Origin of the sequence: Micromonospora sp. NPDC049900 (assembly GCF_044461025.1) — a bacterium.
Lineage (GTDB): Bacteria > Actinomycetota > Actinomycetes > Mycobacteriales > Micromonosporaceae > Micromonospora.
In genome coordinates this window covers 51,375-64,949 of sequence record NZ_JBITKM010000009.1, presented here as the reverse complement: position 1 = coordinate 64,949, position 13,575 = coordinate 51,375, and the positions used below count along the sequence as shown (strand labels likewise).

Here is a 13,575-nt window from a genome sequence, read left to right as displayed (position 1 = left end):
CGACGCCTAGTAGAGGAAGAAGGGCGCGGTGGGGTTGCCCGGGCGCACTCCGGCCGGCGGCGGGGTGACGTCCTGGACCTGGTCCCGGACGATCCGCTCGAACGGGTTGCTGCGGTACGCGACACCGTTCGCCTCGTACATGAACGAGCCCGCGTACGGGGACAGCGGCATCGTCGGGTACGCGGCCAGGTGGCTCACCTCGGCTCCGGCGTCCTCCCGCAGCGGGGTCTCCAGGGCACCGTCCACGCTGACGTCGTAGATCGCCGGTCGACCCGCCGAGCCGGCCACCAGCAGCCGGTTCTCCGCGCCCCAGTCGACGGCCGTCGTCCGGGTCAACGAGGTGACCAGTCGCCGCGCCGGGCCGACCGTGGGCACGCCGCCCTCCCAACTGATCGCCGCCACGTACAGCGCACCGTCGACGATCAGGGCGACCCGGTGCCCGTCCAGTGCCGCAGCGACGGCGCTGACCCGGCCCGGCAGGCCCAACTGCACCGGCCGCAGTGCCGCCTGGTCGTCGAAGCGGTACAGCCGGCTGTCGGCGACCACCAGCCCGTACGGGCGACCGTGGTCGCTGCGCAGCCAGACCGGCCGGCTGATCGCGGTGTGGCCACGGGCCGGTTCGGTCACGAGGTCCTCCACCACGTCCCGGCCCCGCCCCACGCTCAGCCGCTGCTTCCCGTCCTCGCCGGTCACCACCAGCGCGGCCAGCACGTCGGGGCCGGCCCGGCGCAGCCCGGCGGAGACGATTCCGCGGTTGGCCTCGGCGGCGACCGGGACCGGCCGATTCGGCTCGCTGGTCACGGCCAGCCCGTGGATCGCTCCGTCGTAGACGCAGTACCGGGCGGTGCCGTCGAGTGTGTACAGCGGGTTGGACGACCGCTGCCCGCCCAGGTCGACCACCTTGCGGGACTGGTTCAGAATCTTGATCTCGACGGTGCCCTCCAGCTCCGGCAGAGACCAGGCGAGCTGGGTGGCAAGCTGCTCCAGACGCCCGTCGTCGGCGCCGGGCATGTCCAGGTTGACCTCCCACCGGCCGTCCGCGCCGGTGGCATTGTTGATCATCTCGGTGCGGTCGGGCAGGCCGGAGGCGCCGGCCCGCAGCCATTCCGAGGGGCCTGCGGTCAACCAGCGGACCACCTCGCTGACCCGGCGTTCGGGCGGCACGGCAGAGGAGAGGTAGCGCTGGTCGGGCACCAGCCGGGTGCGGTCGGAGTTCCAGAAGTAGATCGACTGGGCCTGGTAGTAGCGGCGCAGTGCCTCGTCGCTGAGCAGCAGCACGTTGGGCGGGTCGCTGACATAGAAGCCGGCGTCGTCCTGGCCCGCCGGGCCGGCACTGATCAGCCGGAACTCGTAGGTCGACTCGGTGGCGAGCGGGGGCACCAGCATGCCGTTGGCCCGCAGCAGGCCGACCTGCTGCACGGTGATGGTGACCTTCATGCTGTCCACGTCCGGCTCGATCACCGGGTCGTCGGTCAGACGTACCACCGACAGCGCCACCTCGCTGCCCTGCCGCTCCTGCAGGCTGGGTTTGTCGGCCGCCGCGATGAACTGCTTGACCCGCTCGTACGCCCGGTCCGGCTCGCCCGCGGCGGCGGCCAGGAAGTTGCGGACGAACGCCTCGGCGTCGCTACCGCTGGCCGTGCGGGTCGGCGGCTCGCTGCCCCGTCCCAGCGACCAACTCGCCTCGGCGGCCGGCCCACGCTGCTCGACCTGCACCTCGGACTGATCCGGGATGCCGCATCCTGCGGTGAGAGTCAGCGCCAGGGCGGTGCCGAACACGGCGCCGGCCACCCGGCGCCTCACGAGCCCACCTCCGCGCGCTGCTCGGGCACCGGCGGCGTGGTCCCGCTGGTCCCGCTGCCCGTCCGAACGACGGTGAGCCCGCCGGCCGGTGCGGGGCCGATGGCCAGCAGGCTCCCGGCCGGGGCACCGCCGAACGGCAGCGTCGCGTCGGCCGGCACCAGACGCAACGGCGAGGTGGTCAGCCGGTCCCCGGCCCGCGCCGGCAGAGTGAGCCGGAACTGGGCACCCTGTCCGGGCGCGCCCCACGCCTCCAGCCAGCCGCCGTGCAGCCGGGCGTCCTCCAGGCTGATCGACAGCCCCAGCCCGGTGCCGCCGGTCTGCCGCGCCCGCGACGGGTCGGCCCGCCAGAACCGGTTGAACACCAACTTCTCCTCGCCGGGCTTGAGCCCGACGCCGTGGTCGCGGACGGTGAGCGCCACCGCGGTCTCGTCCATCCCGAGCGTGATCCGCACCGGTCGGCCCTCGCCGTGCTCCACGGCGTTGCCGACCAGGTTGCGCAGCACCCGCTCGACCCGGCGCGGATCGATCTCGGCGATCACCGGGGCGGACGGCACGTCCAGCTCGATCGTCACCCCGACCCGCTCGGCCAGACCGGAGAGCCGGTCCACCACCCGGTGCACCACCGGTACCAGGTCGGTCGGCTCGGAGTCGAGCACCGCGAAGCCGGCGTCGAACCGGCTGATCTCCAGCAGGTCGGTCAGCAACTCCTCGAACCGGTCCAGCTCGGCCTGGAGCAGCTCGGCGCTTCGGGCCACCGCCGGGTCGAACTCGTCCCGCTCGGCGAAGATCAGGTCGGCGGCCATCCGGACCGTGGTCAGCGGGGTACGCAACTCGTGCGAGACGTCCGAGGTGAACCGACGTTGCAGCCGGGACATCTCCTCCAGCCGCAGGATCTGTCGTTGCAGGTTGGTGGCCATCTGGTTGAACGAGGCGGCGAGCAGGGCCAGGTCGTCCTCGCCGTTGACCGCCATCCGCTGGTCGAGCAGACCGGCGGAGAGCCGCTGGGCGGTCCGGGCGGCGACCCGCACCGGCAGCACCACGAGCCGGGTCACCAGCGCGGCCAGCACGCCGAGCAGCAGCACCAGCGCCACGCCGGTGCCGATCACGGTGGCCCGGGCCTGGCCGGACGTCACGTCCTGCACCGTCAGCGGCACGAAGTAGTAGAGCTCCACCTGGCCGAACTGGGTCGGCACCGGCGTGCCGTAGACCAGGTACTTCGTGTCGTCGTCGCTGGTCAGGCGACCGGTGACGATCTGGTTGGCCACGTTGCCGTCGGTGACCGCGGCTCGCAGCTCGGGGCTGATCAGCGGCCGGACGTTCACCGACGGCGAGGTGCGGGGCTCGATCACCCCGGGGTAGCTGTCCGCGGTGAGGGCCACCACGACACCGCTGTTCTGCTGGGGGTCCCCGCCGGCCAGGTAGTTGACCGTGCCGTCGATGGTCTCCTGGAGCTGGGCCTCCTGGGGCTGGCCGTAGAGGCTGAACTGCTTGGCCGCGTACTCGGCGCCGTTCGTCAGCCGGAGCTGGACGTCGGTCTTGGCGTTGTCCAGCAGGATGCTGGTGATCTTGTCGGCGATGAGGAAGGCGAACCCGCCCACCAGCAGACTGGAGACGACCAGGGTGATGGTCACCACCCGGACCTGCAACGAGCGCCGCCAGGTCTGGTGCAGTCCGGCGAACAGCCGCGCGGCCCGGCCACTGAGCCCACGCCACAGCTCCCACCCGGCACCTCGCCGGTGGGACGTCGTGTCAAGATCCGGTAGCGGGGAGTTGGTCACAGTGCGACCAGGCTATCCGGTACCCGCCTTGTAGCCCACGCCGCGCACGGTGAGGATGATTTCCGGGCGCTCCGGATCTGGTTCGATCTTGGCACGCAGCCGCTGGACGTGCACGTTGACCAACCGGGTGTCCGCCGCGTGCCGGTATCCCCAGACCTGCTCCAGCAGCACCTCGCGGGTGAAGACCTGCCGCGGCTTGCGGGCGAGCGCCACCAGCAGGTCGAACTCCAGCGGCGTCAGCTTCACCTCCTCGCCGTTGCGGCTGACGGTGTGCGCCGGCACGTCGATGGAGATCTGGTTGCCGGGCGGGCCGATGGTGAGCATCTCCGGTGCCGCGTCCTCGCCCCGCCGCAGCCGGGCCCGCATCCGGGCGACCAGCTCCTTGGGCTTGAACGGCTTCACCACGTAGTCGTCCGCCCCGGACTCCAGGCCGAGCACCACGTCGACGGTGTCGCTCTTGGCGGTGAGCATGACGATCGGCACGCCCGATTCGGCCCGGATCGCCCGCGCCACGTCGATTCCGCTCATTCCAGGCAACATGAGGTCTAGCAAGACGATATCGGGTCGGTTGTCGCGGAACGCGGCCAATGCCCGTTCCCCGTCCGCCACGAAGGACGGCATGAAGCCTTCACTGCGCAGCACGATGCCGAGCATCTCGGCGAGCGCAGGGTCGTCGTCGACCACCAGTACCCGGGCTCTCATGGGGTTAATGTTTCCATCCCGTCAGTTCGGTTGGGCTCGGCGTCCTACGGCACGCTACTGCCGAAGGACGCGCGGTGCCCAACACCGGCCGGTTGCACCGCTCGCGCGCGCCACCCCGGGCCGGGGCTGCACCCGGGCGGACCGCGCGTGTCAACATGATCCCCGGGTGCGCCGCCGCGCGCCACCATCCACGCCTCCCAGGAGTACGCGTGCCCGAAGCAGGCCCCACCGCCGTGCTCCCCGGCCGCCCACTCACCGTCGGTGAACTCCTCGACTCCGCCGTACTCCTGCTGCGTCACCACGCCTCGACGCTGCTCCCTCTCGCCGCCGTCCTCGCCGTCGGCGAGCAACTCCTCCTGCTGCCGCTGCGCGCCACCCTCGGCGTCGGTCCACCACTGTGGTGGCTGCCGAACCTCAACAACCTCGGCGGGTTCTGGCTGCTGCTCGCGCTCGGCGCGGCGACCGAGGCGACGATCGTCGTCCTGCTCGGCAACCCGGCCGCCCGAGCCGCCGGGGGCGCGCTGCTCGGTCACCGCCGCACCGCCCGGCACCTGGTACGCCCCACCGGCGGCCGGTGGGGCGCGACCCTGCTGCTCGCCCTGCTGGTGGGTGCCGTGATGCTGTTCCTGTCGCTGTTCGGCCCGGCGTGGTTCGTCGGATGGGCCCTGCTCGGCGCGGTGGCTCCCGCCCTCGTGCTGGACCGGGTCGTCCCGCTGCGGGCGCTCACCCGTTCGGCCTCGCTCGCCCTGCGGGTCGAGGGTCGGGCCGCCGCCCTGCGGACACTCGGGTACCTGGTCTGGTGGATCATCCGGGTCGGTCTCGGCTGGGGCATGTTCATCGGGTTGTCCACCCTCGGCCTGATCGAGGGCGAGGGTGCCCTGGTCGTGACCGCCGCCCTGCTCTGGGCCGCGGTCAACACCGTCGCGTACGCCGCGCTGGCCTGTCTGGACGCGGTCCTGCACCTGGAGACCCGCATCCGCACCGAAGGGCTGGACATCCACCTGTCCCGACAACCGGCCGACGCGACACCGACCGCCCTGGCGGTGCGCGGATGAACCCGAGCCGGTGGTGGACCGAGACCACGGCGGCACTCGGCGACCACGTGCCGCTGCCGCTGGTCACGCTGGTGCTGGCGCTGGTCACGGCCATGGTGGCGGTCGGCTGGTACACCTTCCCGAGCTGGGTGCCCCGACGGATCCCCCGACTGCGTCGCCGCACCCGGAGCCGACCGGAACGCACCGAGACGGTCCGGGCGGTGCCCACGTCCACCGTCGTCGGTGTACCGGCCCCGGCCCTGCCGCCGGTCGCCGCGCCCGACCTGGCCGACCGGCTCTCCGCCGACGGCCGCTACGCCGAGGCCGTCCGGGAACGGCTCCGCGCCATGCTGCACGAACTCACCGACCGGCGGGTGGTCTGGATCCGGCCGGGCATGACCGTCGCCGAGGTCGTCAGCGACGCCCGGGCCACGCACCCACCCGTCGGTCCGCCGCTGTCCGCCGCGGCGGACATCTTCTCCGAGCTCTGGTACGCCCAACGCGGCGCCACCGCCGACCACGACCACCGGATGCGGGAACACGCCGACCGGCTGCGGCAGATCCTCGCCGCCGACGCGTCGGTGGGGTCCACGTGGTGACGCCCCGGACCACCCGCCGCCGACACCGGGTGGTGATCCCGGTCGTCCTCGCCGCCCTGCTCCTCACCGTCACCCTGGTCAGTCGCGAGTTCGACCAGCCCGACCAGACCGACCCGGGCTTCCTCTCCCCGGTGTCCACCGGGGACGACGGCGGCAGCCGGCTCGCGGCCAGCCTGACCCGCGACGGTGTCGTGGTGCAGCGGGAGACCGAGACGATGCAGGCGCTGCGGGCCGTCCGGGGAGCACCGGCCACCCTGTTCGTCCCGGCGCCCGAACTGCTGCACCCGCGTACCGTCGACGATCTCGGTCTGCTGCCCACCGGCACCCGGCTGGTGCTGGTCGATCCGCCCCGGCGGGTGCTGGACGCCGCCGGGCTGCCGATCCGACCCGTCGCGCGACGCTGGGCGGCGCGGGCGGTCGCACCGCACCACGACGGCCGGGCCTGCCCGCTGCCCGAGATGGCCGGCGTCGACACCGCCGCCGTCACCCGGACGCGGTACACGCCCACCGGTCGCGTGGAACCGGTCGAACTCTGCTTCGCCGCCGGTCTGGCCCGGTTGCCGGGGCCCAGCGAGAGCCTGGTGGTGGGAGCCAGCGACCCGTTCCGCAACAGCCGCATCGACGAGCGGGACAACCGCGCCTTCGCCACCGGCCTGCTCGCCGGCACCGGCCGGGTGGTCTGGCTCGACCTGGACGGCCCCGCGCCACCGCCGCCCGCGCCACCCCCGGGTCCGGTCGCCCCACCACCGGACCGGACCGACTCCGGGTACGGCGAGCCCGGGGACGACACCGACGTGAGCACCGGCGACGGCGAGGGCAGCACCCCCGGCGACCGGTCGGGGCGGGACGCCTCCGGACCCGGCCGGTCCGGGCCGGACGACTCGACCAACCCGCTCTGGTCCGCCTTCCCGCCCTGGTTCTGGGCACTGCTGCTGCAACTGCTCCTGGCCGCCCTGCTGGTCGGTGTGTGGCGGGCCCGTCGGCTCGGTCCGCCGACGCCGGAGCCGTTGCCGGTGACCGTCCCCGCCGCCGAGACCGTGCACGGACGGGCCCGCCTCTATCAGCGGGCGCAGGCTCACGAGAGCACCGCCGAGACACTGCGGGCCGCCGCCCGGACCCGGTTGGCCCGCCGACTGCACCTGCCCGCGCAGACCGGGCACGAAGGCGTGGCCGCCGCCGTGGCGGCCCGTACCGGCACCTCCCGGGAGGCCGTCGACCGCCTGCTGCACGGCCCGCCGCCGGACACCGACCAGGATCTGCTGGACCTGGCGACCGGTCTGGACCGGGCAACCTGCGCCGATCCTGTCGTGGCACGACCGTCACCCCCCGTACCGCAGCCCCGAACCGAAGGAGACCCCCGGTGACCCGACCCGCCACCACCACCGCCGACCCGCTCGCCGCCGACCCCGCCCGGGCCGCGCTGCACCGGTTGCGCGCCGAGGTGGCCAAGGCGGTCGTCGGGCAGGACGCCGTCGTCGCCGGCCTCGTCGTCGCGCTGCTCTGCCGGGGCCACGTACTGCTGGAGGGCGTACCGGGGGTGGCCAAGACGCTGCTGGTGCGGACGCTCGCCGCCGCGCTGGACCTGACGGCCCGGCGGGTGCAGTTCACCCCGGACCTGATGCCCGGCGACGTCACCGGCTCGATGGTCTTCGACTCGCGGACCGCCGCGTTCACCTTCCGCGAAGGGCCGGTCTTCACCAACCTGCTGCTCGCCGACGAGATCAATCGGACGCCGCCGAAGACCCAGTCCGCGCTGCTCGAAGTGATGGAGGAGCGGCAGGTCACCGTCGAGGGCGAGCGGCGTGCACTGCCCGACCCGTTCATCGTGGTGGCCACCCAGAACCCGGTGGAGTACGAGGGCACCTATCCGCTGCCGGAAGCCCAACTGGACCGTTTCCTGCTCAAGCTGACCGTGCCGCTGCCCAACCGGGACGAGGAACTGGGGGTGCTGCGCGCCCATCACGCCGGCTTCGACCCGGGCGACCTGGCCGGTGCCGGGGTGGGCCCGGTGGCCGGTGCCGCCGACCTCGCCACGGCGCGCGCGGCGGTGAGCCGGGTACACGTCGCGGAACCGCTGCTCGGCTACGTCGTCGACCTGTGCCGGGCCACCCGGGTCGTACCCGCGCTGGAACTGGGCGCCTCGCCCCGTGGCGCCACCGGTCTGCTCGGCACCGCCAAGGCGTGGGCCTGGCTCAGCGGTCGCGACCACGTGCTGCCCGACGACGTCAAGGCGATGGCCCGGCCGACCCTGCGGCACCGGCTCCGGCTGCGCCCCGAGGCCGAGCTGGAGGGTGTCGCGGTCGACGCCGTGCTGGACACGGTGCTGGCCACCGTGCCGACCCCGCGATGACCTGGCGGGCGGCGGCGCTGCTCGCGGTGGGCGCGCTGACCCTGCCGCTGTGGCCGGCCCCGTTCGTCGGGGTGGCGGTGATGGTCGGCGCGGTCCTGCTGCTGCTCGTCGTGGACCTCGCGCTCGCCGCGCCGCTGCGGTCGCTCACCGCCTCGCGGGACGGCGAACGGGCCGTCCGGCTCGGCGGGACCGCCACCGTCGTGCTGCACCTGGGCAACCTCTCCGGTCGGCCACTGCGGGCCCAGGTCCGCGACGCCTGGGTGCCCTCGGCCGGAGCCCGGCCCGACGTGTCGCCGAGCCGCGCGGTGCACGTCGCCCCCGGGACGGTGGTGGCGCTACCCAGCCGGTTGACCCCGACCCGCCGGGGCGACCGGCCCGCCGTGACGCTGACGGTCCGTTCGCTCGGGCCGCTCGGGCTGGCGTTCCGGCAGTGGAACGGGCGACCCGCGACGCCGCCGTGGACCCTGCGGGTGCTGCCCCGCTTCGACTCGCGGCGGCACCTGCCCGAGAAGCTGTCCCGGCTGCGGGTCATCGACGGCCGCCAGGTCGGCCGGGGACGCGGCGCGGGCACCGAGTTCGACACCCTGCGCGAGTACGTACCCGGCGACGACGTGCGGTCCGTCGACTGGCGGGCCACCGCCCGGCGGGCCGAGGTGCTGGTCCGCACCTGGCGCCCCGAACGGGACCGCCGGGTGGTCTGCGTGCTGGACACCGGACGGACCTCGGCGGTGCGCCTCGGGGACGAGCCGCGACTGGACACCTCGATCGAGGCGGCACTGCTGCTCACCGCGCTGGCCACCCGGGCGGGTGACCGGGTCGACGTGTTCGCCGCCGACGCGGTCACCCGGGCGTCGGTCAGTGGCGCGGAGCGGCCGGCGCAGTGGAGCCGACTGGCGCACGCCCTCGCGCCACTGCAACCCGCCCTGGTGGAGACCGACTTCCGCCTGATCGCCGGCGAACTGCTGCGCCGGCACCGCCCACGCAGCCTGGTCGTCCTGCTCACCGCGCTGGAGCCCGGCGCCCTCGGTGAGGGTCTGCTGCCGGTGCTGCCCCGGCTGGCCGCCCGGCACCGGGTGGTGGTGGCGGCGGCCCAGGACCCGGTGCTCGCCACGCTCGCCACCGCAGCGCCCCACCGGGTCGAGGACGCCTACGCGGCTGCTGCGGCCTGGCGGACGCTCGCCGAACGTGACCGGCTCACGGCAGCCCTGGTCGGCCACGACGTCACCGTCATCGACGCTCCGGCGCCTGACCTCGCCCCCGCGCTGACCGACGCCTACCTGCGGCTCAAGTTCACCGGTCGACTCTGATCCGATCGGCTGCCGCCCGACGGTCAGTTCGGCACGGCCGGGGCATCGCCGCCCTCGCCACGGGCCCGATAGCCGAGCACGAAGACGTACGTCAGGAAGGCGAGCCAGGCCGCGGCGCCGACGGTGATGCGCAGGGCCGTCGGCACCGGGGCGGGGGTGACGAAGGCTTCGATCACCGCCGAGATCGCGAAGACCACCACCAGGCCGAGGGCGACCACCACGCCGTCGCGACCGGCCCGGGCCACCGCCTGTCCCCGGGTGAGTTGCTCGGGCGGCGCGATCCACGCCCACCCGAGGCGCAGCCCGACTCCGGCGGCCACGAACACCCCGGTCAGTTCAAGCAGCCCGTGCGGGGTGATCAGGCCGAAGAACACGTCCCCCCGGCCGTACCCGACCATCACGCCACCGACCACGCCGATGTTCACCACGTTCTGCCACAGCAGGTACACCACCGGGACGATCAGCACGCCCGCCGCCAGGCACTTCGCGGCCAGCCAGGCGTTGTGCGTCCACAGGTGGAAGGCGAACGTCGGTGCGGAGAACTCGGTGTAGTAGCCGGCGAAGCCGGACTCCACCAGGTGGGCGGCCTCCGCCTCGCCGACGAACGCCGCCGCCGTCTCCGGGTTGTCCGCCACGAACCCGATCAGGGTGAAGGTGAGCAGCGTGAAGGCGGTCGCCACCGCGCACCACCAGGGGGCCGCGCGCCAGACCGCCCCGGGGAAGTCGACCAGCACGAACCGTCCGACGACCGCCCACGAGGGACGCGGTCGACCGGTGAGACGCGCCCGGGCCCGGAGCACCACCTGGGAGAGCTGGCCGACCAGGGCCGGGTCGGGCGAGCGACTGCGCAGCATGGAGAGCTGGGTGGTGGCGCGCTGGTAGAGCGCGACCAACTCGTCGACCTCGTCCACGGTCAACCGTCGGCGGCCGGAGAGCTGGTCCAGCCGGCGCCACTCCCCGCCGTGCTCGGCGACGTACGCGTCGAGATCCACCGTCCACCCCCGTCCGCGCGATCATAGTGTTCACTGTGCGGGTGAGCACAGCAGCATCGCGACCGTGGAACGCCCCGGCCTGGGGCGATGCCGAGCTGGTCAGCGGTGAGGCGGTGGAGCTGGACGTACGCGCCGCCCGGATCGGCTCCCGGGTGCTCGCGCTGCTGCTCGACGTGCTGATCCAACTCCTGTTCGGTCTGCTGCTGGCCGCGCTGGTCGGGTTGGGACTGGCCGCGCTGCCGGACGGCGCGATCGACGCCGCCACCGAGCGGGCACTGCTCACCATCGGGGTGGTGCTGCTGCTGGTGGGCTACCCGGTGCTGTGCGAGCGACTCAACCACGGCCGCACCCCCGGCAAGGCGGCGGTGGGCCTGCGGGTGGTCAGTGTCGACGGTGCCCCGGTCGGGCTGCGCCAGTCGCTGGCCCGGGCGCTGGTCGGGGTGGCCGTCGAGTGGCCCGGTCTGGTGCTGCCGCTGCTGTCCTGGGTGGCCGGGGTGACGGTGATGCTCACCGACTCCCGGGGGCGGCGTCTCGGTGACCTGGTGGCGGGCACCCTGGTGGTGCACACCCGCACCGCGACGTCCTGGCGTCCGGTCCCGGCCACCGTGCCGGCGTTGCGGAACTGGGCGTACACGCTGGATCTGAGCCGACTCGATCCGAAGCTGGCGCTGGCCACCCGGCAGTACCTAGCCCGGGCACATCTGTTCACCGGTCCGGCCTCCGACGACCTGGCCCGGCGGTTGTGGCGGGAGGTCGGCGCGGCCGTCACCCCGCCCGCACCGGACGGATATCCGGCGGCGGTCTACCTGGCCGCCGTGCTCGGTGAACGGCATCGGCGGGCCCGGCACCGGCTCGCCGAGGAGCGCGTGCTCACCGCCGCGCTCTGGCCCCGGCTCGGTCTGCTGCCCGAGACCGACCGGACGGACGGCCCGGCGAGCGCGCCACTCGGCGTACCGTGGCCACGGCCCGCCGCTCCCGGGCAGCCGGGCACCGTGGCGCCGGAACCGCCCCGCGCACCGGTGCCGGCCCAGGGCCGACCGGCGGTACGACCGTCCCCGGTCGCCGAGTCCGACCAGGCTCCGGTGCCCGAGGTCGATCGCACACCGGGGAGGCCGTGATGAGAGGTCTGTTGCCGTGGTTGGCCGTGCTCGGGCTGGTGCTGCTGCTCAGTGCGCTGCGGCTGCGCACCCTGGCGGCGGTGGTCTCGCTCACCTGGCTGGTCTGGTGCGTCTGGACCTGGGTCCGGCCCGCCCGCCGCCAGGACCGGCCCCGCTGAACCGTCCGCCCCGCCGACAGCGGAGACGCACGAACGGGCCGGGCCGACCTGAGGTCGACCCGGCCCGGTACGCGTCGATCAGTAGCGGTAGTGCTCCGGCTTGAACGGCCCCTCCTGGCTGACGCCGAGGTACTCGGCCTGCACCTTGGTGAGCGTGGTCAGCTTGGCGCCGAGCGCGCCCAGGTGCAGCCGGGCGACCTTCTCGTCCAGGTGCTTGGGCAGCACGTACACGCCGATCGGGTACTCGTCGGTCTTGGTGAACAGCTCGATCTGGGCGATCGTCTGGTTGGCGAACGAGTTCGACATCACGAAGCTCGGGTGGCCGGTGGCGTTGCCCAGGTTCAGCAGACGGCCCTCGGAGAGCACGATGATCGAGTGGCCGTCGTCGAACGTCCAGAGGTCGACCTGCGGCTTGATGTTCTCCCGGGTGACGTCCGAGCGCTTGGCCAGACCGGCCATGTCGATCTCGTTGTCGAAGTGGCCGATGTTGCCGACGATGGCCTGGTGCTTCATCCGGGCCATGTGCTCGTTGGTGATGACGTCGAAGCAGCCGGTGGCGGTGATGAAGAGGTCCGCCTGCTCGACCACGTCCTCCAGGGTGGCGACCTGGTAGCCGTCCATCGCCGCCTGGAGCGCGCAGATCGGGTCGACCTCGGTCACCACGACCCGGGCGCCCTGGCCGCGCAGCGACTCGGCGCAGCCCTTGCCGACGTCGCCGTAGCCGAGCACGACCGCCATCTTGCCGCCGATCAGCACGTCGGTGGCGCGGTTGATGCCGTCGATGAGCGAGTGGCGGCAGCCGTACTTGTTGTCGAACTTGCTCTTGGTCACCGAGTCGTTGACGTTGATGGCCGGGAAGAGCAGCGTGCCGTTGCGGTGCATCTCGTAGAGCCGGTGCACGCCGGTGGTGGTCTCCTCGGTCACGCCCTTGATGTCGGCCGCGATCCGGGTCCAGCGTCCGCCGTCCTCGGCGATCGTGCGGTGCAGCAGGCCGAGGATGACCGCGTACTCCTCGGAGTCGGCGGACTCGACCGGCGGCACGGTGCCGGCCTTCTCGAACTCCGCACCCTTGTGCACCAGCAGGGTGGCGTCACCGCCGTCGTCGAGGATCATGTTGGGGCCGTGCCCGTCCGGCCAGGCCAGCACCTGCTCGGTGCACCACCAGTACTCCTCCAGCGTCTCGCCCTTCCAGGCGTAGACCGGGACACCGGCAGGGGCCTCGGGGGTGCCGTCCGCGCCGACCACGATCGCGGCGGCGGCGTGGTCCTGGGTGGAGAAGATGTTGCAGGACGCCCAGCGGACCTCCGCGCCGAGCGCGACCAGGGTCTCGATCAGGACGGCGGTCTGGATCGTCATGTGCAGCGAACCGGTGATCCGTGCGCCCGCGAGTGGCTGTGCCTCGGCGAACTCACGACGGATCGCCATCAGGCCGGGCATCTCGTGCTCGGCGAGACGGATCTCCTTGCGCCCGAACTCGGCGAGCGACAGGTCCGCCACCTTGTAGTCACCCTCGGCGAGGGTACGCGGGCGGGCCTCGGACGACGTTCCGTTGCCGGACGCCGGGAGGGTGCTGGTCATGAAAGCTCCTGTCGGACGATGGTGCTGCGCAACCACCCACCTTACGCGCGCCGCCCGATGCGGGACGGCCTGGTTGCGGACAGCACACGGGGCGGCCGGTCGTGGACGTGTGCCGTCCAGTCCCGCCCGCCCCGTGCATCCCCCCGGTTTGGTTCC

At 73.3% G+C, this 13,575-nt stretch carries 12 protein-coding genes; 7 read left to right on the top strand and 5 right to left on the bottom strand.

What is annotated here, in order from left to right:
- Positions 1-6: 6 nt before the first annotated feature.
- From ACIBMZ_RS20370 to mtrA, 3 genes are read right to left on the bottom strand one after another with little or no spacing between them, the layout of a single operon-like run.
- The gene (locus ACIBMZ_RS20370) at positions 7-1,803 is read right to left on the bottom strand and encodes an LpqB family beta-propeller domain-containing protein (protein ID WP_396695992.1); all 1,797 of its coding nucleotides are present in this window, start codon (positions 1,801-1,803) and stop codon (positions 7-9) included.
- Positions 1,800-3,581, bottom strand: a complete 1,782-nt coding sequence (gene mtrB, locus ACIBMZ_RS20365) for an MtrAB system histidine kinase MtrB (RefSeq protein WP_396695990.1) — start codon at positions 3,579-3,581, stop codon at positions 1,800-1,802. Before mtrB ends, ACIBMZ_RS20370 begins: the two co-directional genes overlap by 4 nt.
- A gap of 12 nt (positions 3,582-3,593) precedes the next feature.
- Positions 3,594-4,283 carry an MtrAB system response regulator MtrA gene (gene mtrA / locus ACIBMZ_RS20360; protein ID WP_111245291.1) on the bottom strand — a complete coding sequence of 230 codons (690 nt, stop codon included), beginning with the start codon at positions 4,281-4,283 and terminating at the stop codon, positions 3,594-3,596.
- Between the two features lie 209 nt (positions 4,284-4,492).
- Here mtrA and ACIBMZ_RS20355 point away from each other — a divergent pair, with 209 nt between their 5' ends.
- Genes ACIBMZ_RS20355 through ACIBMZ_RS20335 form a run of 5 tightly spaced genes read left to right on the top strand, consistent with a single transcriptional unit; the run spans position 4,493 to position 9,573 of the window.
- The gene (locus ACIBMZ_RS20355) at positions 4,493-5,338 is read left to right on the top strand and encodes a hypothetical protein (RefSeq protein ID WP_396695978.1); all 846 of its coding nucleotides are present in this window, start codon (positions 4,493-4,495) and stop codon (positions 5,336-5,338) included.
- Positions 5,335-5,916, top strand: coding sequence for a DUF4129 domain-containing protein (locus tag ACIBMZ_RS20350; RefSeq protein ID WP_396695976.1), 582 nt, complete (start codon positions 5,335-5,337; stop codon positions 5,914-5,916). The genes ACIBMZ_RS20355 and ACIBMZ_RS20350 overlap by 4 nt, the downstream gene beginning before the upstream one ends.
- Positions 5,913-7,280 (top strand): DUF4350 domain-containing protein, encoded by a 1,368-nt coding sequence (locus ACIBMZ_RS20345; RefSeq protein ID WP_396695974.1) that lies wholly within the window; start codon positions 5,913-5,915, stop codon positions 7,278-7,280. The genes ACIBMZ_RS20350 and ACIBMZ_RS20345 overlap by 4 nt, the downstream gene beginning before the upstream one ends.
- A complete protein-coding gene (locus ACIBMZ_RS20340) occupies positions 7,277-8,266 on the top strand; it encodes an AAA family ATPase (protein ID WP_396695972.1) in 990 nt (329 codons plus the stop codon). Before ACIBMZ_RS20345 ends, ACIBMZ_RS20340 begins: the two co-directional genes overlap by 4 nt.
- A complete protein-coding gene (locus ACIBMZ_RS20335; RefSeq protein ID WP_396695970.1) occupies positions 8,263-9,573 on the top strand; it encodes a DUF58 domain-containing protein in 1,311 nt (436 codons plus the stop codon). Before ACIBMZ_RS20340 ends, ACIBMZ_RS20335 begins: the two co-directional genes overlap by 4 nt.
- Positions 9,574-9,596: 23 nt before the next feature.
- Here the strand turns inward: ACIBMZ_RS20335 and ACIBMZ_RS20330 are convergent, their stop codons facing one another.
- The gene (locus ACIBMZ_RS20330) at positions 9,597-10,565 is read right to left on the bottom strand and encodes a stage II sporulation protein M (RefSeq protein WP_396695968.1); all 969 of its coding nucleotides are present in this window, start codon (positions 10,563-10,565) and stop codon (positions 9,597-9,599) included.
- A gap of 41 nt (positions 10,566-10,606) precedes the next feature.
- Between ACIBMZ_RS20330 and ACIBMZ_RS20325 the strand changes: the two genes are divergently transcribed.
- Positions 10,607-11,683, top strand: coding sequence for an RDD family protein (locus tag ACIBMZ_RS20325; RefSeq protein WP_396695966.1), 1,077 nt, complete (start codon positions 10,607-10,609; stop codon positions 11,681-11,683).
- The gene (locus ACIBMZ_RS20320) at positions 11,683-11,841 is read left to right on the top strand and encodes a hypothetical protein (RefSeq protein ID WP_396695964.1); all 159 of its coding nucleotides are present in this window, start codon (positions 11,683-11,685) and stop codon (positions 11,839-11,841) included. The genes ACIBMZ_RS20325 and ACIBMZ_RS20320 overlap by 1 nt, the downstream gene beginning before the upstream one ends.
- 78 nt (positions 11,842-11,919) lie before the next feature.
- On the opposite strand, the gene ahcY is transcribed toward ACIBMZ_RS20320, so the two are convergent.
- On the bottom strand, positions 11,920-13,419 hold the full coding sequence (gene ahcY, locus ACIBMZ_RS20315) for an adenosylhomocysteinase (RefSeq protein ID WP_396695962.1): 1,500 nt from the start codon (positions 13,417-13,419) through the stop codon (positions 11,920-11,922).
- Positions 13,420-13,575 lie beyond the last annotated feature (156 nt).